We start from the raw sequence: 21,344 nt of genomic DNA on the forward strand, positions 1-21,344 counted from the left end.
AACTAATCAAATTCGAAACGGTACATTAAATCTACCGCTTGGTTAACGCTAGAAACCCACTGTAAATAAAGCTTCGGCGTAAGCGTATAACGTAATGTTAATTCCGTCAATGGTGCAAAGATACCCACGCCATATTTCACACGGAATTTCGGTGTTAAGCTAGCGCTTACTTCAACTTTGGTATTATCGCCAATCCCTGCCGTACTTACACTTAGATCATTTAAGCCGAAAGTACTGCCGACTTTACCCACCGTTTTCGCACTTTTTGAAAGGCTCATGCTCAATAATGCAGCAGCCATTGAGTTACTTGAGCCGGCTTCACCACTATTTTCTAATGAGCGACCTGTCAGTAAATACGAAAGCGCCTGATCTTGCGAGGTTTGCGGGTCAGAGAACACTTTTACATTCAAGTTATCTGCAATACCTGTGACTTTAACCCCTGCTGTTACACTTGGATCTTCCATCGCTTCTGGGTTACGAATCGCTTCAAAGTTCAACGTTGGCTGTGATGGTAAGCCTGCAAATTGAATGACACCTTTACGAATCAATAAATCCTGCCCAAAAGAAGCAAAACGGCCTTTCAATAAATTCACTTGACCATATAAGCCTAATCCTTGTTTACCTTGACGAACCGCAATTGTCCCATTGAGATGGGTTTTCAATCCATAAGCATTTAAGCTAACATCATCTCCGATGTTAATTTTTAAATCCGATTTAATTGCCATACCACTTGAAGTTTGCTCCGGTAACTGACGTTGAGAGAATGGCACTTTTGTTTTTGCCGAGCCATCCATAATCACTTCATCACTGCTTACTCCTACAGCACTTTCTGGCAATTCTTCCACTTCGATTCTTGCCCAAGGAATATCAATGACGCCACCTAAAATAAGCTCTTTAGGAGTTGCAGTCACACTAATATCTGGAGAAAACTCTACCTTAGCAATATTTGGCACATTCACTCTAAAACGGTTTGCCTTAGCATGAACTTCAGTACGCCAAGCAGAAAGATCTTGCCAGTTGGCATTACCGGTTAAAAAGAGTTCACTCTCTGTCGTTTGTACGCGTCCATTCAGCGTTGAACTTGTGCCATTGAAATTCAGATCTACATTTCCGCCTGTTACATCAAACGGCATCGTTGCTGATTTAACTCGTAACTCACTTAAACCTAATCGCCCATGTAATAACGGTGCAGTAGCCGACCCGCCTAGAGTTAAGCGCGCATTGATAAGCCCATCGACACGCTCGCCCCCCGTAAGTAATGGTTTAATCAATTTTAGCGAAATCTGATCAATATTAACCGTTCCCGATAATCCGCGGGTTTTGCTTAAATCTTTCATGACCAGATCAGTCGCAATTCGACCATTATTTTCTAATTTGAGATCTGTTTTTAAATTCAGATTGTTATCAGCCAATTTCACTGTCGCTTTCAGTGGGGAAATCGTTAATGGGAAAGCACTACCACCCTCCATTTTCTGAACAAATTTCAAACTCTCGCTGTTTAAAGTGACATCCACGACTGGCGCTTTATTTTTAAACCATGCGGCTTCACCTTTAGCATTCACGAGACCAGTAATCTGACTCGATTTATCTAAAAATTGTTGCACGAAAGCTAAATCAAAACGACGCAGTTCAAATGGCACTTTGCCTTCTTGTCCTGCAGTAAATGCCGTTGGAAAACAAAGATTTAACTGATTGTGTTGCCAGCAATGTGCTGAAATATTCGCGCTGACCAACTTATTTTGATACGTAATCGCAACCGGTTTATCCGCGTGGAAATTACCATAATCCGTTGTTTGAATTTGTGCCTGAGTTAACTGCCCACTCCACGTTTCTTGCAAGCGGTCAAATTTTCCAGAAATTTGCAAATTCGCCCCAACAGGATTCCCTTTAGAGGTCAGTTTTAGCTGATGATTTCCTTCACTTCCTTTAACAGCAAGTTGTGCCTGATCTAATTTGATATCGTTATAGCTAAATTGGCGAAGATCTAAATTGACATCCCCTTGAATGTTTTTTTCTGTTTTAACTTGCCCTTTAGCCGTTAAACTCTGCAATTTCATCGCATCAAAACTTACATTTTTAGCAACTAAATCTAAATCTACATTCGGTTCTGCAATTTTGCCTGAAAGTTTTACATTACCGTTCATTTCAGCTTTTAAATTCGGCACTAACCCCTGTAAATTGGGGGCTTTAATTTGAGCATTAAAGTCAGATTTATCTCCTAAGTGACCGCTCATTGCAATATGATTCTCACCATACTGTAAATCTAACCCAGGCACATTAAGCAAGTTGTTCGTTTGCGAGCTTAACTGCCCCTTTAACTGTAAATGGCGCTGATTCAGTAATCCGTTCAGATCAACTTTCTTAACATCAACCTGCCACTCTTCACCATTTTTACCTCGTCCAGCATAACCACTTGATTCTAGCTGACCATTTAATACCGCAGCCCAATCAGGCACTAGTGATTTACTGTTTACACCGTTAAGATTTAGCTTACTTTGCCAACTTACGCCGTCAGCCCAATCCACTAAACCTGTCAGCTGAGTTTTCCCTTCTAGCGCATTGAGATTCAAATCTTCAATATTAAATTGCGTTAGCGTGCCCTTACCTTTTAAGTTCAAAGCAGCTGGAGGTAAATTCATCCCACTACTTTTTACCGCTGTAGCGAGCTGATAATCCAATAAATCGCCAGAGAGCGATACATTCAGATTTTGTAACTTAAGTGGTTCTTGCCCTTTTTCTGGCATGAACGGATATTGCATGCCTTCACTTTTTAAAGTAAGGTGCAATGGTGTACGAGGTTCAGCTAACTTCACACCGCCATCAAGCGTTAAAGCTGCCGCCCCTTGCGTACTGAGGTTTAATTTGGTTTCATCAAACAAAGCGCCACTTAATGCCAAATCAGCTTTGCTCGCAGGAATGCCAAACGCCTTTAATGTTGGGACATCAGCATGAAGATGCATATCTAGTGGATACTGATCCGCTAATGTTAATTTCCCCTGCCCTTCAATTTTTCCCTGATCGCTATCAACACTAAGCTGCTGTAAAGTCACATTTTGATCGTTGGCACTGGCTTGTAACTTCAAGCTATGTAATACAAAAAGAGATTCTGCTTTTTCCGCTTTTGTTTGTTGCTCAATACGAACTTGGTTAACCTCAAGTTGAGGAATTTCAAAATCTAATGGCAGGCGGATTTGACTAGCTTTCGTCAATAACGGTTTAGAGAGCTGCGCTTTTAACGCTTCCCAATCCGTTTTCGTTTGAGAAGCGGTCGAATTTTCTGCCTCTTTTACAATTTTTTCTTCTTTTTGAACCGCTTGTATTTCATTTGCTTGTGGAAGCGAAAGAACAAAATCGTTTAAGGCGGTAGGATGCAAACTGAGTTTACGGCCTTCGCCACTAATACCAGAATGAAAATGTCCTAATTGCATATTCATGCCATCAACCTCAACTTGAATGTTATCAAGCGAGAGCTGGTTTAATGCAATCGGTAATGGAAGCTTTAATTCAGTAAAGGGTTCACTATTATCAGGTTCTTCTTGAGCAGGTGGAAGTTTAGTGGTATCAACCGTAACATGCGCATCTTTCAACGCCACCGTTTCTAAACAAACCTTACCTGACAATAAGCAACCAAAATCAATATGTAAATTAGCCTGCCCTAATTTTACATTGACGCCATCCATTTCATATTGCGCATCAGATAAAGTTAGCCCAGATTGAATACTGCCCTCAACAGCACCAATACTCAAAGCATCAAGTGATTTATCAGCCCATTCAATAGCTGTACGCTGACCAAAGCCTGTCATTAGAAAAGCGATAGGGGTAAACACGACTAATGACAAAGCGCCACCAATACGGCAGCACCAACGTTTTTTCCGACTTTTTTTCACACCAGATGCTGCCGTTTTCGATTCTTCACTTACAGCAGGTGCGTTTTCACGATTCTGTTCTTTCTCTTGATTCATATCTTAAAGCTCCGAACCTAAGCCGATATAAAAATTCAAACCAGATTCGTTATTAGGTGATTTTACCGGACTCGCAAGATCAAATTTTACTGCCCCAATTGGCGAAGCCCAACGTACGCCAACACCTGCACCAGAATGTAAATTTGAACGTTTAAAATTATTTGCCGCTAAACCAGTATCATAGAAAATTGCAGCCCACCAATTTGATATCACTTGGTATTGATATTCAAGTGTTCCGGTTGCTAAGTGAGTACCACCAATTTTTTTACCGTTTCTAGGATCTTTCGGCGTAATATCTTTATAACCAAAACCACGTACGCTCATATCACCGCCGGCAAAATAACGTAATGCAGGCGGAATGCGATGGAAATCATTTGAATGAATATAGCCAACTTCACCCCTTAAATAAATGCGATGATTTTTAGCATAGGTTCTTACCCATGCCGTTGAAGCTTTGTAGCTATAAAAATTCACATCTGAGGCTAACGCTTTTGTTCCCCAGTTAACGGTGAGTTTTTGGCTATCTCCCCATAATGGGAAACGGTTGCCATCGCTGCGAGTACGATTTAATGAAGCGGTCGGATAAATGAGCAACGTTTTAAATGAATCATTACCTTGCGTAAAGCTATCATAACGAGCTTTCACACCTAGTGAAAACGACCAACCAGTTTCTCGCGTCCAAAAACGTTGAAACCCTAAATTAGCTGCCGTTGTTTTAGTATCGTTATCATCTTCGCGCTCAATCCCACCAGAGATTTGATAGTAGTAATGTAACGGATCAGAACGCAATGGAATGTTATAACCTAACTCAAAACGTTGCTCTGGCTGAGATATATAGGTTTTGCTTTCTAAACTATGCCCACGGCTGTTAATCCATGGCTTTTTCCAGTTAAATTGTAAACGAGGGCCAACATCAGTTTCAAAACCCAACCCAATTTCCATACTATTTTTCTTTTTTGGATAAAATAGTACGTTTAAATCTACGGTTTTATTTTCTTCATGAATGGTCGGTTCTACTAATACGGAAGAGAACCAGTTACTTGATGAATAGTCGCTAGTCATTGTAGAAAGATCATTAGTATCGTATGGATCACCGCTTTTTACTTTTAAAATATTACGTAAGTAATCGTCTCGAATCTGATTATCTGTAAAACGGATTTCTCCATAATGATAACGATCGCCACTATCATAGCCTAAGCGCCAGTCTGCTTGATGATCTTGTGGATAAACCTCTAGGCGATGGTAAATCCAATGGCCATCAAAATAACCTTTTCTAAAAGCAAGATTTTCTATATTACTTTTAAAGCTATCATAAGCTTCATGACTTAACGCCACACCTTTTTTCGGTGCATTTTGTTCTAGCTTAACAAACTCTGAATCTTCTTTAGCTTGACCTTGAATTTGAATATCTACTTCATCAAGTTTGACTTTTTCATCATCTAAAATCACATTCAATTTTAATAATGATTTTTTGCCCGCGCGCGGCACTAGCTCAAAATGATATTGTGTATTGTAATATCCCAAGGCACGCAAGCCTTTATCTACTGCTGTTTGCACCAAATACTGATGACGCTCTGAGCCATCAGCATATTCATTCGCAATTTGACCAAGATAAACCTTAACGTTATTCCAAGCAGCTTTATCTTTATTCTTAATACCTTCAACGCTTACATCAACTTGCGCTTCTATTTTCTCTTCATCACTTTGTTGATTATTTTGCTCCTGACTCTCTTCAGTTTCTGACGTAGACGCCTCTTCCGTTTTACTTGATTCATCAGATTCCTCTTCCAATTCAGCGGAAGCGACTGAATCCTCTTCAGATACTGGGGCTTCCTCGGCATAACTAAGTTGATTCCAAGCCATCAAACAACAAAGAGTTAAAAAACGAAGTTTCATATTCACGTTCTGTTCCTTATAAGGATTATTCTTTTGGAATGCCGCGTAATAAAGGCGTAACATTATTAAATGGCGCAATCGAGGTTGGTGCTGGCGCACCCTCAAAAATGACAATAAAAGGTTTAACCGGTTCAATTTTTTCATGGCGCCAGAGATGCCCTATGCTGACCAGTTGAATATCTGAAGGCAGTTCAGCAATGCCTTTTTGCAATACGGCAACACTATTTTTGCGCGGATGCCCAATCATAATGGCTACACCATGTTGACGAGCATATTGCACCGCTCGCTGAAATTGCTGCGTAACGTCAGCTAATTCGTTACTATCATCTAAAAAAATGTGTCGTTCTAACGCTGAAATGCCTTGTTTCTGTGCGGTTTGATAAGCCACACTTTTACCAGTTTTGCTATCTAAAAAGAAAAGTTGCTCTGCTTTCAATGCTTGCATAAAGCGTGTCATCGTTGCTAAGTCTGCCGTAGCGCCACTGCCCATATGATTATTTAATCCAATCGCATAAGGCACTTGTTGTCTTGCTTGCTTAAGTAATTGCTCTGCTTCTGCATAGCTTGCCCCGACTTTTAATGCGCCAGCCTCAATTGGAATATTCGGATTTTGCGGCTGCATCGGTAAATGAATCAAAATATCACGCTGTTGACCATGAGCTTCTTTTGCGCGCGAGAGTGCGTAAGGTGCGCTAGGAATAATTGCGACACTAACTGCTTTTGGTAAAGCCAAAATTGCGGTATCTTCTTTTGGATGATAACCGATATCGTCAATGACAATCGCCAATTTCCCTACAGATTGCGCGAAGCTCGCCGTAGAAAAGCCAATAAACATCAGCAAAACTATCGCGAAAAACGACCGCTTGTAAGCCTTAAATATCGCCATTATTTCACCAATTTCATCGGGTTAACTGGACTGCCTTTGCGGGTAATCCCAAAATAAAGCCCTGAACGGGTCTGTCCGCCAGAATTGCCTACCGTTGCAATAGTTTGGCCTGCAGCAACACGGCTGCCTTTACGCACGCTTAAATTCTGATTATAACCATAAAGTGAAATATCACCATTTCCATGGTCAATCGCAACCATATTCCCATAACCTTGCAACCAGTCAGACATAATAACTCGCCCGCTTGCAATCGCTTTTACAGGCGTACCCGCATTGGCTGAAATCACCACACCTGTCCAACCATTGCCAAACGATTGTACAACTTTGCCTGAAACCGGCATGCTATATCCACCTTTTAAACCAGAACCCGCACGAACTTGCTGTTTTTCTTGCTCAGTCGCTTTACGGTTTTCTTCTTTATTTTTCTTCGCCTCTAGTGCTGCTAAATCTTGTTTTTCTTGACGCTCAGATTCTCTTGCTGCATTAGCCACTTGTTGTTTTAAAGATTCCGCATTTGCTTTTAAGCTATCCAAACGGTTTTCGTCTTGCTCAAGGACTTTATCAATCGATTTTAAAGTAAGCTCACGTTCGTTTTGTACTTTCTTTAAATCTTTTTCTTGTTTTTTCTGCTCTGTTAACTGAGTTTGTTGACCTTTTTGCTGACCTTGTAACTCATCTCGACGTGCTTTCAATTCTGCTTGTGTGCGACGAAGTTCATAAATGGCATCAATACGCACTTGGTTGATATGCTCATAATAGGCAGTCATTCGATCCGCATCTTTTGCCGGCTCAGACATCAATCGTTCTAAAACAGAAGGATGAATACCAGAACGATAAGCAGAGTCTAGCTGCTCTTTTAATTTCTCTTTTTGTTTTTTTTCTTGCTGTTCAAGGCGTTTAATTTCTTGTTCTGTACGCTTAATGGCTGCACGAATATCTGCCAGTGAGGTTTCTGTATCTTTTAATTTATTGATTACCTTACCCATTTCAATTTCTTGGGTTTTAAGGGTCGATTGCAATACATTGCGCTTTTGACGGTTTTCGTTAATTTTAGATTGCTGTTGTTTAATCCGTTGTTGAATTTGAGAGAGATCTTCAGCTTGTACATTAAGCATAAAGCCACTCAACATAATCCCTAAAAGAAGACGAAAAAAAGAAGTACAGCGCATAATTGAAGCCTATTCCAAAAACAAAATAATAATCAGATTATTTTATTCAATTTCTACTAGAAAATCAGCTTTTAGCCTTCCTAGACGGAAGATTATCCATGAGATTTACAAAAAAGCGGTGAAATTTGCAAAAAAGTTTACAAATTTCACCGCTTGATCGATTTTTTATTCTAAATGTTAAGCATCTTGCAAATCATCAATAGGCTCAAGTGCCTCTAACGATTCAGGTGGGTTATCACACAACCAATTTGCTAAACGCGCATAATCAGCAATACTGAGATTTTCTGCGCGTGCTATTAATGACACACCTAACGCCTCTAACTGTTCTGCGCTAAACAAGGTTGAAAGCGCATTGCGTAAAGTTTTACGGCGCTGGTTAAATGCTTGTGTGGTCACACGATTTAACCAATAAATATCTTTTACTGGATGTGGTAACTCCTTATAAGGCATCAATCTCACTACCGCAGAATCTACTTTCGGAGCAGGTTTAAACGCCGTTGGTGGAACCTCTAAAACTGGCATTACTTGGCAATAATATTGCGCCATAATAGTTAAACGGCCATAAGCTTTACTATTCGGCGCTGCGCATAAACGTTTTACTACCTCTTTTTGCAACATAAAGTGCATATCGGTAATTAAATCGTGAAATTTAAACAGATGAAACATCAATGGCGTTGAAATATTATAAGGTAGGTTACCAAATACGCGCACACCTTCATTTTCAGCTAAATTTAAACTCTCAAAATACTCACGGAAATTAAAACGTAAAGCATCTTGCTCAATAATGGTTAATTTCTGATTGATAAATGGATGATGACGTAAACGTTCCGCTAAATCTCGGTCTAGCTCCACCACCGTAAGTTTATCAACAAGTTCCGCTACTGGCTCAGTTAATGCTCCTAAACCCGGGCCGATTTCTAATAAAAATTGTCCTTTTTGTGGGTTGATAGCTGAAACAATGTTATGAATCACGTTCATATCATGTAAGAAGTTTTGCCCAAAACGTTTACGGGCGGTATGACCTAAATGCTTTTTAGAATTAGAATGGCTCATTATGTGTTTCTTAATTTAAAATGATAAAAGGCACAAACGAATTTGTGCCAAAATATATGATTATTTTCCGTTAACATACTGGATTTCAGCCGTTTTACGTAAGGCTTTTACCCAGTCTTTAGAAGCTTCTTGCGCTTGCTGATTTACTAATTGCTCATAAGCTTTTTGCGCATAAGCATCTTCGGTACGGTCACCTTCACGCAAATCCGTTACTTTTAATACGTGCCAACCAAATTGTGATTTAAATGGTGCACTGATTTGTGACTTACTTGTTTTTGCAGCAACTTGTGCAAAATTTGGATCATAAATATCTAAGAAGTTGAAACCTAAATCACCACCATCTGCCGCTGAAGCATAGTCAACAGAATTTGCTTTCGCCGCATCTTCAAAACTTATTTTTCCAGCATTGATATCTGCAACTAATTGAGTCAATTTTGCCTTAGCTTGAACATCATCTAAAATTGGGGTTGTTTTAATCAAGATATGGCTAATGCGATACTCTTGATCTGTGGTTTTTTGCAATTTACCCGCAGCTTTATCTTTTTCTAGCATATCGCGTGCTTGCGCTTGAACTTGTTCAGGCGCAACTTGAATAGATTGACCAATCGCATCATGACGTACCGCTTCCATCATCATTTGCTGTGCAATTTGATTTTTGAATTGGCTTAAACTAATGCGTTGATAATCTAACGCGTCTAATAATTGACCATAAGTTAACCCGTTACGCGCAGCAACTTCTTCAACGGCTTGGTCAACTCGTTTCCAGTCAACTTTTACACCAGATTTTTTAATCGCTTCTTGTACTAGAGTATCATCAATGATCGTTTCTAATGCAGCTTTACGGTTTTCTTCTGTATTGGCTTTCTTACCTAATGCTTTAAGCACTTGGCTTTCCATAATCATATTACCATTTACAACCGCCATCACGCTTTCTGCCGATGCTGATTGTACTGTTCCTAAAGTCGCAATCATCGCAATCATCAATGATTTGATTGAAGTTAATTTCATGCTAGTTTCCTTTTGTATTTTGTAATGACCTAAAATATTTGCTTGTTTAGAAGCATTGTAGAATAAAAGGTTCAATTTTCTATAAAGATTGAATTTTCTTAATCACATTGGTAGTTGAACAACCGTTTTCAAAGTTTAACACTTTAACCTCTCCACCATTTGCCCAGACTTCTTCGCTACCTGCAATCTCTTCCGGTTTATAATCACCACCTTTTACCAATAAATCTGGCAAGATTTCGCCAATTAAGCGTTGCGGAGTATCTTCTGCAAATGGAACGACCCAATCGACAGAAGCTAACCCTGCTAATACAGCCATTCGTGCATTCAAGTCATTAATTGGACGAGATTCCCCTTTTAAGCGTTTAACGGATTCATCTGTATTTACCGCTACAATTAAGCGATCACCTAATTTACGCGCATTTTCAAGATATGAAACATGACCTGGATGTAAAATATCAAAGCAGCCATTTGTCATGACAATTTTCTCACCGCGCGCTTTTGCTTCAACAATAATCGCTTTTAACGTAGTTTCATCCATCACACCAAAACCCGTTTCTTCACGATGATGAATAGCATTTTCTAGCTCGGTTGGGGTAATTGTTGAAGTACCTAATTTACCTACCACCACGCCTGCAGCGGCATTCGCTAAATAGCACGCTTCTTCATAAGGTCTACCATCTGCAATTGCTGTAGCTAATACGCTGATTACTGTATCACCTGCACCAGTCACATCATAAACTTCTTTAGCTTGTGTAGGTAGATGAAATGGCGTTTGATTTGGACGAATAAGTGTCATCCCTTTTTCAGAACGCGTTACCAATAAAGCCGACAAGTCAAAATCGGCAATCATTTTTAAGCCTTTTTCAACAATCTCATCTTCACTTTGGCAATGCCCTACCACTGCTTCAAATTCAGACATATTTGGGGTTAAAAGTGTTGCCCCACGATAACGTTCAAAATCGGTGCCTTTCGGGTCGATCAACACTGGCACATTCGCTTGGCGTGCAATTTGAATCATTTGTTGTACGCTTTCTAATGTACCTTTACCATAATCTGACAAAATCAACGCACCGTAAGCGGTAATTTCTTGCGAAAGTTTTGCAAGTAAATCTGTGCTATCAACATTATGAAAACCTTCTTCAAAATCCAAACGCAAAAGCTGTTGATGGCGAGATAGAATGCGTAATTTGGTAATCGTTGGATGGGTACTTACCGCTACACAATGGTTTTGGATATGATGGTTGTTTAACAATGTATCCAATGCTCGTCCCGCATCATCTTGGCCAATAATCCCATGTAAAGCTACTGGCACATTAAGCGCAGCAATATTCATTGCCACGTTTGCAGCACCACCTGCGCGTTCTTCAATTTCTTGTACTTTTACCACTGGCACTGGCGCTTCTGGCGAAATACGATTTGTACCACCAAACCAGTAGCGATCTAACATTACATCGCCTAACACCAACACTTTTGCATGATTAAATTTTGGAGAGTATTGCATCATCATAATGTTCTCTTTATACATTTATGAGATAGGCTAACAGCCCATCTTTCCACTATCTTTTTGATTTCTTAATAAACTTCATCAAACGTTTACGCTTACGTAATTGGCTTGGTGTTAATTTATTACGTTTACCCGCAAATGGGTTATTCCCTTCTTGGAATTGAATGCGAATTGGGCTACCAATAATTTTCAAACTCTTACGGAAATAGTTCGATAAATAACGTTTGTAAGAGTCGGCTAATCTATCTACCTGATTACCGTGAATCACAATAATTGGTGGATTATAACCGCCTGGGTGTGCATATTTTAATTTCACACGGCGACCATTAACCAATGGTGGTTGATGCTCATCTGAAGCCATTCTTAAAATACGCGTTAACATTGAGGTTGAAGTTTTCTGCGTTGCACAAGCATAAGCTTCTTGTACGGACTGAAATAAATTCCCTACACCAGAACCATGTAAAGCAGAGATAAAATGCACGCGTGCAAAATCAATAAAATCTAAACGGCGATCTAATTCAGACTTCACTTGATCTTTAATATCTTGCGATAGTCCATCCCACTTATTCACTACAATCACTAATGAACGACCTGCATTTAAAATAAAGCCAAGTAGCGATAAATCTTGATCGGAAATACCTTCACGCGCATCAATCGTTAACAACACCACATTCGCATCTTGAATAGCTTGAAGCGTTTTAATGACCGAGAATTTTTCAACCGCTAAGTTTACTTTCCCTCTTTTACGCACGCCAGCGGTATCAATAATTGTATATTGCTGACCATCGCGCTCCATTGGAATATAAATCGAATCTCGTGTGGTGCCGGGCATATCATAAACCACCACACGCTCTTCACCTAAAATACGGTTAGTTAGCGTAGATTTACCTACATTTGGACGTCCAACGATGGCAATTTTGATGTTTTTATCCAACACACTTTCTTGCTCTTCGGCAAGCGCTTCATCTAATAATGCAGCATCTTCTTCGTTTTCGAAGTCAAAATCGTTATCCCATTCGTCTAAAGAAGCGGTCGGATTTTCTTCTTCATTTGCAAAATCCTCTTCATTTTCGACCGCTTGATCGGCATTTAATTTCTCGCCTAATGGCGCTAACACTTGCTCAATTAGCTGAGTCACACCACGGCCTTGCGCCGCTGCGATTTGTTCAACTTCACCTAAACCTAATTGATAAAACTCCGCACAGTGTGAGTCCGCATCAATTCCATCAGTTTTATTTGCGACTACAACTGTCGTTTTATCACGTTGACGTAAATATTGCGCAATACCAATATCTGCTGGCAATAAACCGGCACGAGCATCTACTAAGAAAAGTACCACATCTGCTTCTTCAATCGCTAATAGCGATTGTTCTGCCATTTTTTCTTCTACACCTTCTTCTGTGCCATCAATACCGCCAGTATCAATCACAATAAAATCAAAGCCGGCAATATTGGCATGTCCGTATTTACGATCTCGGGTAAGCCCCGGAAAATCCGCCACCAATGCATCACGCGTGCGGGTTAAACGGTTAAATAATGTGGATTTTCCCACATTAGGTCTGCCCACTAGAGCAATTACTGGAGTCATTTATCCTGTCCTTTCATTAAATCTGTTTGCTACTGCAAAATTGGCTTATTATATACTAAATCCCATTAAATGGCGTGCCTTATCCTTAAAGCCAGAAAATTTCTCTTGGTAATTTTGTTTAAAAGGGAAGATTTTGTTCATTTACAAATACGCGCATTTGTCCTCGCTTTGTTAAAAAAGATCACATTACTAACAGAAGCGCCTAATACACCATAAAACTTACGCAAACATTTACACTTTTACTCACTATTCTTTGCACAAATTGACCCAAAGTGGTTGGACCTTAGTGTATTCTAGCGCCGTTTTTAAGACTAAGATTGTTCTAAAAAAACCTAGGATGGTTATCTGCATAATGAGTTATCTGCATAATGAATAAAAATCTTGCTACATAGTAAGGAAATGTGAATAAAATTTTCGTCGGTCTTTCAAACAACAAAACCCACGATATTAAACATATCGTGGGTTTCTTTTTTTAAGGAATCTGCTGACTGATTGCGCTTTTCCTTCAAACTACAAGCGGTCAAATTTTTCGAAAAAATTGCAAATTTATGCGCAAAAAAAAACAAAAGACAGGCAAGCCTGTCTTTTGTGTTCATCTTAATTAAAGTGCTTTTAACACATTTACCATTTCTACTGCGCCTAATGCACATTCTGCGCCTTTGTTACCCGCTTTGGTACCAGCACGTTCGATGGCTTGTTCAATGCTTTCTGTGGTTAACACACCAAACATCACTGGCACACCAGTTTGTAATGCCACTGCGCCAATGCCTTTTGCTGCTTCATTACAAACATAATCATAGTGCGTAGTTGAACCACGAATAACTGTCCCTAAACAGATCACTGCATCATACTTATCACTTTCTGCCATTTTTTTCGCCACTAGTGGAATTTCAAATGCACCAGGTACCCAAACGGTATCGATATCATCTTCTGATGCGCCATGACGCACTAATGCATCGACTGCACCACTTAATAACTTATCGTTAATAAAATCATTAAAACGAGCCGTTACGATACCGAATTTTAAGCCAGTTGCCACTAAATTGCCTGTAATTTTTGCCATTTTGAAAGTTTCCTTATTGAAATAAAATTTGTTTATTTGCCACTTTAATTAAGTAAGCTATTGTTTAAAAGTTAAACATATGCCCCATTTTTACCTGTTTTACTTTCAGGTAATCAATGTCATTTTTGTTTGGTTCTACGATAATTGGCTCTCTTGAAACAATGTTTAAACCTTGCTCTTTTAAGCCGTCAATTTTACTTGGATTATTCGTTAATAAACGAATTGAATTTACGCCAAGCTGTTGGAACATTTGTGCGCCAATATAATATTCGCGCTCATCTTCTTTAAATCCTAACGCTAAATTCGCTTCAACGGTATCCATGCCTTTATCTTGCAATTCATAGGCACGTAATTTATTGATGAGCCCAATCCCACGTCCTTCTTGGCGTAAGTAAAGTAACACGCCTCTACCTTCTTGTTCAATTTGTGCCATCGCTGCAGCAAATTGTTGACCGCAATCACAACGTTGTGAACCAAAAGCATCACCCGTTAAACACTCAGAATGAATACGCGCTAATACATTTTCGCCATTTGAAATATCACCTTTGACTAAAGCTATATGCTCTTTGCCTGAGATTACTTCAACAAAACTATGCGCCATAAATTCGCCATATTTGGTTGGCATTTTCACGACTGAAACTTGCTTTACAAGACAATCATATTTACGGCGATATTCTTGTAACTGCGCAATTGTAATAAACGGTATATTGTGTTCTGTCGCAAATTTTTGCAAATCTGGCATAGTCATCATGGTGCCATCTTCTGCCATAATTTCACAGCAAAGCCCCGCATGTTTTAGCCCTGCCAAACGCGCCAAATCAACAGTTGCTTCAGTATGTCCGTTACGCACTAACACACCACCTTCTTTGGCGATCAGTGGGAACATATGACCCGGACGGCGGAAATCTGAAGGTTTAGCGCCATCTTCTACCATTTTTAAAGCGGTAATTGAACGCTCAAATGCAGAAATTCCTGTCCCTGTACTAATATGATCAATGGCAACCGTAAATGCAGTTTCATGATTATCCGTATTTTTAGCGACCATTGGCGGAAGCCCTAATTTATCCGCAATTTCTTGCGAAATTGGCGTACAAATCAAACCTTTTCCGTGTGTTGCCATAAAATTGATATTTTCCGGTGTCGCAAATTCTGCTGCACAGATAAAATCGCCTTCATTTTCACGATCTTCATCATCGGTCACTAAAATAATTTTACCTTGTGCCATTGCTTCCAAGGCTTCTTCTACAGTTGAAAATTGAAACATAATTTTTCTCTCTTTCTTTAAATATTATGTGATTCTAAGCAATCAATCAGTTCATCAGTGGATAAAATCACCGCAAACTCTTCGTTTAGCGTTGCAATATTGATTTTATGAATTTGCTCGGCATCAATTTCTTCACCATCAGGCATTTTTAACGGGAAGGAAGCGGTCGCATTTTCAATCAGTTTTACTAAAAAGCCGTAATTAGCTGCCATTCGGATCGTTGTAGAAACGCAATGCGGTAAAGTTAAACCCGCAACGACTAGCTCCGTAATGCCTTGGCTTTTCAAATAATCCAACAAATGAGTACCAATAAAGGCACTATTTACCTTTTTCTGAAAAACCACTTCATCATTTTGTGGTTCAAACCCTGTTTGAAAGGCTTGGGTTTCACCTTGATAAAACAGCGAATTTGGATTATCTGAAATGTGTTGAATATGAATAATCTTTTGTCTTTTTGCTCGAAAATGTTGCAACAATCGTAGCATTTTTTGTTCAGCATTCAGATTATTCCGCTTTCCCCATTTCGAATCTAAAAATGCATTTTGCACATCAATCAACATTAAGGCTTGCATTTTATTTTCCTAAAACCCTGCATTTTTCAGGAAATCTGCTGTAATTTTACTTTGCGGATTCTCTGGCTCTTTCTTCATTAAAAACTGCTCAATATATTTGCCAACAATATCATTTTCTAAATTCACGATACTGCCGACTTTTTTACTGCCTAAATTGGTTTGCGCAATCGTGTGAGGAATAATGGAAACGCGGAATGAATTTTCATCGGTATCCACCACCGTTAAACTAATTCCATCAATAGTAATTGAGCCTTTTTCAATAATATAACGCATCAATTTTGGGCTTGTTTGAATGCGATACCAAGTGGAATTATGCGCAGGAATAATCTCCACTACCTCGCCCGTGCCATCAATATGACCTGAAACAATATGTCCACCAAAACGTCCATTAGCTGCCATTGCCCGCTCAAGGTTTACTGGGCTATTAGGTTTTAATTCGCCCAATGATGTTCGCTTAAGCGTTTCTGACATCACATCAGCCGTAAATTGATTTTGCGTAAAACTCGTTACGGTTAAACAAACGCCATTTACTGCAATGCTATCGCCTAAATGCACATCACCAAGCACTTTACTTGCGTTAATCGTGACTACTGCAAATTCGCCCTGTTTATTGATTTGGGCAATTTTTCCTACTTCTTCAATAATGCCTGTGAACATCATTTATTCTCCTATCAAGTCCCCCTCTTTAGAAAAGAGGGGTTAGGGGAGATTTGATTGCGATGCTTATTTTTCTTATGAGCTTCGTTTTCATTTCTGCCAAATCTCCCATCTTTTTTGTTAAAGAGGGTGAATAACTTCATAATCAATCAAAACATCTTCTCCTATCATTTCGATTGAATTCATCTTTAACTTGACAGCCTGAGATAAATCACCGATTCCCTCACCGCCAATCGGCGTTTTTGCCGCTTTTCCGCCCACTAATTTCGGCGCAATATAGCAATGCACTCGATTGACTACACCGCTTTCTAAAGCACTGAAATTCAAGCTAGCACCGCCTTCTATCAGCAAGCTATCAATTTGTTTTTCACCGAGCTTTTGCAAAAGATCAGACAAATCTACCCGCCTGTTTTTTGCCTTACAGAGAAGCACTTCCACACCAAGCGGTTCAAATTTTGCAATTTTTTGTAAATCCTCTGAAATGGTTGCAATAATCGTTGGATAATCTTTTGCTGTTTGTACTAGCTGGCAATCTAATGGTGTCCGTAAATGACTATCACATACAATTCGCACAGGCTGACGTGCATTTGGCATGCGGCTATTTAGCATTGGATTATCAGCCAGCACCGTTTCTACACCCACCATGATCGCACGGTATTGATGACGCGTTTCTTGCACTTTAGCTCTGGCTAATTCACCAGTAATCCATTTTGATTCACCTGTACTTGTGGCAATTTTACCATCAGCGGTCATCGCGTATTTCAACAAAACATAAGGACGTTTAGTTTGAATGTAATGAAAGAAAATAGGGTTTAGCTGATCACACTCTTCTCGAAGAAAATCTTCAATCACCTCAACGCCCGCTGCACGTAACTGTTTTGCACCTTTGCCGGAAACAAGCGGATTAGGATCTCGAGAACCAATAAAAACCTTTTTAATGCCACGCTCAATCAACAAATCTGAACAAGGTGGCGTGCGCCCGTGATGGCAACAAGGCTCAAGAGTCACATATGCCGTTGCATCTGTTAAATCAGCTTGGCTGTTTAAAATTGCATTACGCTCTGCGTGCCAACCACCAATTTTTTCGTGATACCCTTGTGCAACAATCTCGCCATTTTTAACAATCACACAGCCTACTAATGGATTAGGATTTGTCCAGCCACGTCCTTTTTCAGCTAAGCTGATGGCGCGTCGCATATATTCAGCGTCAGTCATAGATTTTCTTATTCTCTTAAACGTGAAATATGTTGATTGGGCATAAGAAATACACCCTTTATTTTCAAGGCAGGATCGAGCGTGTATTGCACGCCCTAAAAAAGAGATGCTTAAATAAAAAGCCTTGAAATCAAACGATCTCAAGGCTTGCAAAAAAGACATAGAAAACCACCGCTTGCGCGGTGCTTTTATCTTCTTCCATCCAGACTATACTGTCGGTACTGGAATTTCACCAGTTCCTGCTAACGTTTTATTAGCTCGCGGACTTTACCGCCGATCGGGAATTTCACCCTGCCCTGAAGATTAAAATTTTGTTAAATTCTGCGACCAAACCCTATTAAAGTCAAGTGTAAAAATCGGATTTATTGCAATAAAATAAATATCGTAATTTTCCCTTGTATTTCCAATTTTAAGCCCCATAATTGGAAAATTATCATTTTGGAATATAGAAATAAGAGAGCAAATTTATGGCACCAAGAAAGAAAAAAACAATTGAATTACCGCTTCTTCCTTTGCGGGATGTGGTGGTATTTCCTTATATGGTGATGCCGCTATTTGTCGGACGAGAAAAATCTATTTTAGCTCTTCGCGCAGCGATGGATGCTAACAAACAACTTTTTTTGGTATCTCAACAAGATGCTCAAACTGAAGACCCAACAACAGATGATATTTATACTGTAGGCGTGGTGGCTAACATTATTCAAATGCTCAACCTACCAGATGGCACGGTTAAAGTGTTAGTTGAAGGTCAAACTCGCGCCAAAATTGTGAAAGGTCACGATGATGAAAATGGTTTATGGGCAGAGGTTCAACCACTTAATACTGAAATTAACTTAGAAGAAGACGAAATCAAAGCTTTAGCAAAAGCCACCTTAAGTGAGTTTGAAAGCTACATTAAATCCAATAAAAAAATCCCAGCGGAAATTTTGCCGAAATTGCAAAAAATTACCGAAAATGACCGCTTGGCAGACACTATTTCTGCCAACTTAATTGCACCGGTGAAGAAAAAACAACAGCTTTTAGAAGAAACGGAATTAGGTAAACGTTTCGAACAGCTATTAGTCGCCATGGCGACTGAAATGGATTCATTGGAAACCGAAAGTCGTATCCGTAATCGCGTAAAACAACAAATGGAAAAAAATCAGCGCGACTACTATTTGAATGAGCAAATTAAAGCGATTCAAAAAGAACTTGGCAATGGCGAAGATGTTGAACAAAGTGAACTAGATAAACTTAAAGCAAAAATTGATGAAGCTAGATTGCCAGCAGAAGTATTTGAAAAAGTAGATAACGAATTCAAAAAACTAAAAGCGATGCCTCAAAGCTCTTCAGAGGCGGCAGTTATTCGTGGTTATATCGACTGGATTTTACAAATGCCGTGGCATAAAAAATCAGTAGTGAAAAAAGATTTAGCAAAAGCGCAAGCTGTGTTAGATCAAGATCACTATGGTTTAGAACGTGTAAAAGAACGCATCGTAGAATACCTTGCAGTACAAAGTCGTTTAAATAAATTAAAAGGTCCAATTCTTTGCTTAGTTGGCCCACCGGGTGTAGGAAAAACCTCATTAGGACAATCTATTGCGAATGCAACCGGCCGTAAATATGTACGTATGGCACTGGGTGGCGTGCGCGATGAAGCTGAAATTCGCGGTCACCGCCGTACTTACATCGGTTCTATGCCAGGTTCTTTAATGAGCAAAATGGCAAAAGTTGGCGTGAAAAACCCGCTATTTTTACTCGATGAAATCGATAAAATGGCACAAGATATGCGTGGCGACCCTGCTTCTGCTTTATTAGAGGTGTTAGACCCAGAGCAAAATAAAGCCTTTAATGATCACTATTTAGAAGTGGACTACGATTTATCTAATGTAATGTTCGTGGCAACGTCTAACTCGATGAACATTCCACCAGCATTATTAGACCGTATGGAAGTGATTCGTCTTTCAGGTTATACCGAAGATGAAAAAATGCATATTGCACGCGATCACTTAATTGCAAAACAGCAAGAAAATAACGGCTTGAAAAAAGGCGAACTCAAGATTGAAGATAGTGCCATTTTAAGCATTATTCGTTATTACACGCGTGAAGCAGGCGTACGTAATTTAGAGCGTGAAATTGCCAAAATTTGTCGTAAAGCGGTAAAAGCATTAGTGTTAGATAAAACATTAAAATCAATTACGGTTAACGAAAACAACGTTGGCGATTACTTGGGCGTAAAACGTTTTGATTACGGCAAAATGGACAACCAAAATCGCGTTGGTGAAGTGACAGGCTTAGCTTGGACAGAAGTTGGGGGAGATTTATTAACTATTGAAACCGCCTCTGTACCAGGTAAAGGTAAACTTTCTTACACAGGCTCATTAGGCGATGTGATGAAAGAGTCTATCCAAGCCGCAATGACCGTAGTTCGTGCAAGAGCAGATAAACTAGGCATTGCTGAAGACTTCTACGAAAAACGCGATATTCACGTTCACGTACCCGACGGTGCGACGCCTAAAGATGGCCCAAGTGCGGGTATTGCAATGTGTACTGCGCTTATTTCTAGCTTAACAGGTAACCCTGTGCGTAAAGAAGTGGCGATGACTGGCGAAATTAGCTTACGTGGTAAAGTCCTACCAATTGGCGGGCTAAAAGAGAAATTATTAGCCGCGCACCGTGGTGGCATTACGACTGTGATTATTCCAAAAGAAAATGAAAAAGATTTGGAAGAAATCCCAAACAATGCGAAAGCAGCACTCAGCATTCATCCGGTTGAAACTATCGATGAAGTGCTTGCTATTGCACTTGAACAACCACCAATGGGGATCGAAATTCTGCCTCATAAAGCTGTGAAAGTGAAAAAAGCTGCCAAAGCGAAAACAGCGATTCAGTAAAATTAACAAGCGGTTCATTTTTTCGGCATTTTTGCAAATGACGAAAAATGAGCCGTTTTTTATCTCATATTTTTTAAAAGGAAAGTTTATGATTCAACAAACACTATGTTTAATTAAACCAGATGCCACAAAACGTCACTTAATCGGCAAAATTTTAAGCCATTTGGAAGAGAACGGTTTAACCATTAAAGCCCTGAAAAAAGTGCAACTGAATCAAGCTCAAGCAGAAGGTTTTTATGCTGAACACCAAGGAAAACCATTTTTTGAACCTCTGATCGAATTTATGATTTCTGCCCCTATTGTTGCGGTCGTACTTGAAGGGGAAAATGCAATTAGCCATTATCGTGAATTGATGGGTGCAACCGATCCTGAAAAACGCCAAGCGGGAACTATTCGTGCACTATATGCTATTAGCGGACGAGAAAATAGCGTGCATGGTTCTGATTCTGAAGCCTCTGCAAAACGCGAAATTGCCTATTTTTTCAGCCCAAACGAAATTATTTAACACGCCATTCACTGAAATTTTACAAAGAAGATTCTCCTTTAAGCATTTAATGTAAATAAGGAGAATCTTTTTTTATTTTGCTAGAACGGTTTAGCTAAAATGAGGTACAATCCCCCGTAGTGATTATTT

At 39.5% G+C, this 21,344-nt stretch carries 15 protein-coding genes and 1 riboswitch; of the genes, 2 read left to right on the top strand and 13 right to left on the bottom strand.

The features are described 5' to 3' along the window. Window positions 1–2 precede the first annotated feature (2 nt). The 13 genes from tamB to ribD form a co-directional block, all read right to left on the bottom strand. A complete protein-coding gene (gene tamB / locus HSP_RS0105570; RefSeq protein ID WP_010129336.1) occupies window positions 3–3,962 on the bottom strand; it encodes an autotransporter assembly complex protein TamB in 3,960 nt (1,319 codons plus the stop codon). A 3-nt stretch (window positions 3,963–3,965) separates the two neighbouring features. Then, window positions 3,966–5,864 (bottom strand): autotransporter assembly complex protein TamA, encoded by a 1,899-nt coding sequence (gene tamA / locus HSP_RS0105575; protein ID WP_010129338.1) that lies wholly within the window; start codon window positions 5,862–5,864, stop codon window positions 3,966–3,968. A gap of 19 nt (window positions 5,865–5,883) precedes the next feature. After that, the gene (locus HSP_RS0105580; protein ID WP_010129340.1) at window positions 5,884–6,693 is read right to left on the bottom strand and encodes a divergent polysaccharide deacetylase family protein; all 810 of its coding nucleotides are present in this window, start codon (window positions 6,691–6,693) and stop codon (window positions 5,884–5,886) included. A 50-nt stretch (window positions 6,694–6,743) separates the two neighbouring features. Next, window positions 6,744–7,874, bottom strand: coding sequence for a murein hydrolase activator EnvC (gene envC, locus HSP_RS0105585; RefSeq protein WP_371475701.1), 1,131 nt, complete (start codon window positions 7,872–7,874; stop codon window positions 6,744–6,746). Between the two features lie 216 nt (window positions 7,875–8,090). Next, window positions 8,091–8,966: a 16S rRNA (adenine(1518)-N(6)/adenine(1519)-N(6))-dimethyltransferase RsmA gene (rsmA, locus tag HSP_RS0105590; protein ID WP_010129342.1), complete on the bottom strand. Its 876-nt coding sequence runs from the start codon at window positions 8,964–8,966 to the stop codon at window positions 8,091–8,093. A 60-nt stretch (window positions 8,967–9,026) separates the two neighbouring features. Beyond that, window positions 9,027–9,974: a peptidylprolyl isomerase gene (locus HSP_RS0105595; RefSeq protein WP_010129343.1), complete on the bottom strand. Its 948-nt coding sequence runs from the start codon at window positions 9,972–9,974 to the stop codon at window positions 9,027–9,029. 79 nt (window positions 9,975–10,053) lie between these two features. Then, window positions 10,054–11,481, bottom strand: a complete 1,428-nt coding sequence (hldE, locus tag HSP_RS0105600) for a bifunctional D-glycero-beta-D-manno-heptose-7-phosphate kinase/D-glycero-beta-D-manno-heptose 1-phosphate adenylyltransferase HldE (RefSeq protein ID WP_029495216.1) — start codon at window positions 11,479–11,481, stop codon at window positions 10,054–10,056. Window positions 11,482–11,530: 49 nt separating this feature from the next. Beyond that, window positions 11,531–13,066, bottom strand: coding sequence for a ribosome biogenesis GTPase Der (der, locus tag HSP_RS0105605; RefSeq protein WP_010129345.1), 1,536 nt, complete (start codon window positions 13,064–13,066; stop codon window positions 11,531–11,533). A 601-nt stretch (window positions 13,067–13,667) separates the two neighbouring features. After that, on the bottom strand, window positions 13,668–14,129 hold the full coding sequence (gene ribH, locus HSP_RS0105610; protein ID WP_010129346.1) for a 6,7-dimethyl-8-ribityllumazine synthase: 462 nt from the start codon (window positions 14,127–14,129) through the stop codon (window positions 13,668–13,670). 64 nt (window positions 14,130–14,193) lie between these two features. Then, the gene (locus HSP_RS0105615) at window positions 14,194–15,393 is read right to left on the bottom strand and encodes a bifunctional 3,4-dihydroxy-2-butanone-4-phosphate synthase/GTP cyclohydrolase II (RefSeq protein ID WP_010129348.1); all 1,200 of its coding nucleotides are present in this window, start codon (window positions 15,391–15,393) and stop codon (window positions 14,194–14,196) included. Between the two features lie 17 nt (window positions 15,394–15,410). Further along, on the bottom strand, window positions 15,411–15,965 hold the full coding sequence (locus HSP_RS0105620) for a cysteine hydrolase family protein (protein WP_010129350.1): 555 nt from the start codon (window positions 15,963–15,965) through the stop codon (window positions 15,411–15,413). Window positions 15,966–15,974: 9 nt separating this feature from the next. Continuing rightward, window positions 15,975–16,622 carry a riboflavin synthase gene (ribE, locus tag HSP_RS0105625; RefSeq protein ID WP_010129351.1) on the bottom strand — a complete coding sequence of 216 codons (648 nt, stop codon included), beginning with the start codon at window positions 16,620–16,622 and terminating at the stop codon, window positions 15,975–15,977. A 120-nt stretch (window positions 16,623–16,742) separates the two neighbouring features. Beyond that, window positions 16,743–17,837, bottom strand: a complete 1,095-nt coding sequence (gene ribD / locus HSP_RS0105630) for a bifunctional diaminohydroxyphosphoribosylaminopyrimidine deaminase/5-amino-6-(5-phosphoribosylamino)uracil reductase RibD (protein WP_010129352.1) — start codon at window positions 17,835–17,837, stop codon at window positions 16,743–16,745. Between the two features lie 186 nt (window positions 17,838–18,023). Further along, window positions 18,024–18,145, bottom strand: a riboswitch (FMN riboswitch). Between the two features lie 159 nt (window positions 18,146–18,304). Between ribD and lon the strand changes: the two genes are divergently transcribed. Continuing rightward, on the top strand, window positions 18,305–20,710 hold the full coding sequence (gene lon, locus HSP_RS0105635; RefSeq protein WP_010129353.1) for an endopeptidase La: 2,406 nt from the start codon (window positions 18,305–18,307) through the stop codon (window positions 20,708–20,710). An 88-nt stretch (window positions 20,711–20,798) separates the two neighbouring features. Then, window positions 20,799–21,215, top strand: a complete 417-nt coding sequence (gene ndk, locus HSP_RS0105640) for a nucleoside-diphosphate kinase (RefSeq protein ID WP_010129354.1) — start codon at window positions 20,799–20,801, stop codon at window positions 21,213–21,215. The last annotated feature ends 129 nt before the right edge of the window (window positions 21,216–21,344 follow it).

Origin of the sequence: Haemophilus sputorum CCUG 13788, assembly GCF_000238795.1 — a bacterium.
GTDB lineage: Bacteria > Pseudomonadota > Gammaproteobacteria > Enterobacterales > Pasteurellaceae > Haemophilus_A > Haemophilus_A sputorum.

Excerpts from the sequence above, each read along its gene's own strand:
- HSP_RS0105615 (WP_010129348.1), bottom strand. The coding sequence starts at position 15,393 with ATGTTTCAATTTTCAACTGTAGAAGAAGCCTTGGAAGCAATGGCACAA.
- ribE (WP_010129351.1), bottom strand. The coding sequence starts at position 16,622 with ATGTTCACAGGCATTATTGAAGAAGTAGGAAAAATTGCCCAAATCAAT.
- HSP_RS0105580 (WP_010129340.1), bottom strand. The coding sequence starts at position 6,693 with ATGTTTATTGGCTTTTCTACGGCGAGCTTCGCGCAATCTGTAGGGAAA.
- hldE (WP_029495216.1), bottom strand. The coding sequence starts at position 11,481 with ATGATGATGCAATACTCTCCAAAATTTAATCATGCAAAAGTGTTGGTG.
- ribD (WP_010129352.1), bottom strand. The coding sequence starts at position 17,837 with ATGACTGACGCTGAATATATGCGACGCGCCATCAGCTTAGCTGAAAAA.
- tamB (WP_010129336.1), bottom strand. The coding sequence starts at position 3,962 with ATGAATCAAGAGAAAGAACAGAATCGTGAAAACGCACCTGCTGTAAGT.
- der (WP_010129345.1), bottom strand. The coding sequence starts at position 13,066 with ATGACTCCAGTAATTGCTCTAGTGGGCAGACCTAATGTGGGAAAATCC.
- ndk (WP_010129354.1), top strand. The coding sequence starts at position 20,799 with ATGATTCAACAAACACTATGTTTAATTAAACCAGATGCCACAAAACGT.
- ribH (WP_010129346.1), bottom strand. The coding sequence starts at position 14,129 with ATGGCAAAAATTACAGGCAATTTAGTGGCAACTGGCTTAAAATTCGGT.
- rsmA (WP_010129342.1), bottom strand. The coding sequence starts at position 8,966 with ATGAGCCATTCTAATTCTAAAAAGCATTTAGGTCATACCGCCCGTAAA.
- lon (WP_010129353.1), top strand. The coding sequence starts at position 18,305 with ATGGCACCAAGAAAGAAAAAAACAATTGAATTACCGCTTCTTCCTTTG.
- HSP_RS0105595 (WP_010129343.1), bottom strand. The coding sequence starts at position 9,974 with ATGAAATTAACTTCAATCAAATCATTGATGATTGCGATGATTGCGACT.
- envC (WP_371475701.1), bottom strand. The coding sequence starts at position 7,874 with ATGTTGAGTGGCTTTATGCTTAATGTACAAGCTGAAGATCTCTCTCAA.
- HSP_RS0105620 (WP_010129350.1), bottom strand. The coding sequence starts at position 15,965 with ATGCAAGCCTTAATGTTGATTGATGTGCAAAATGCATTTTTAGATTCG.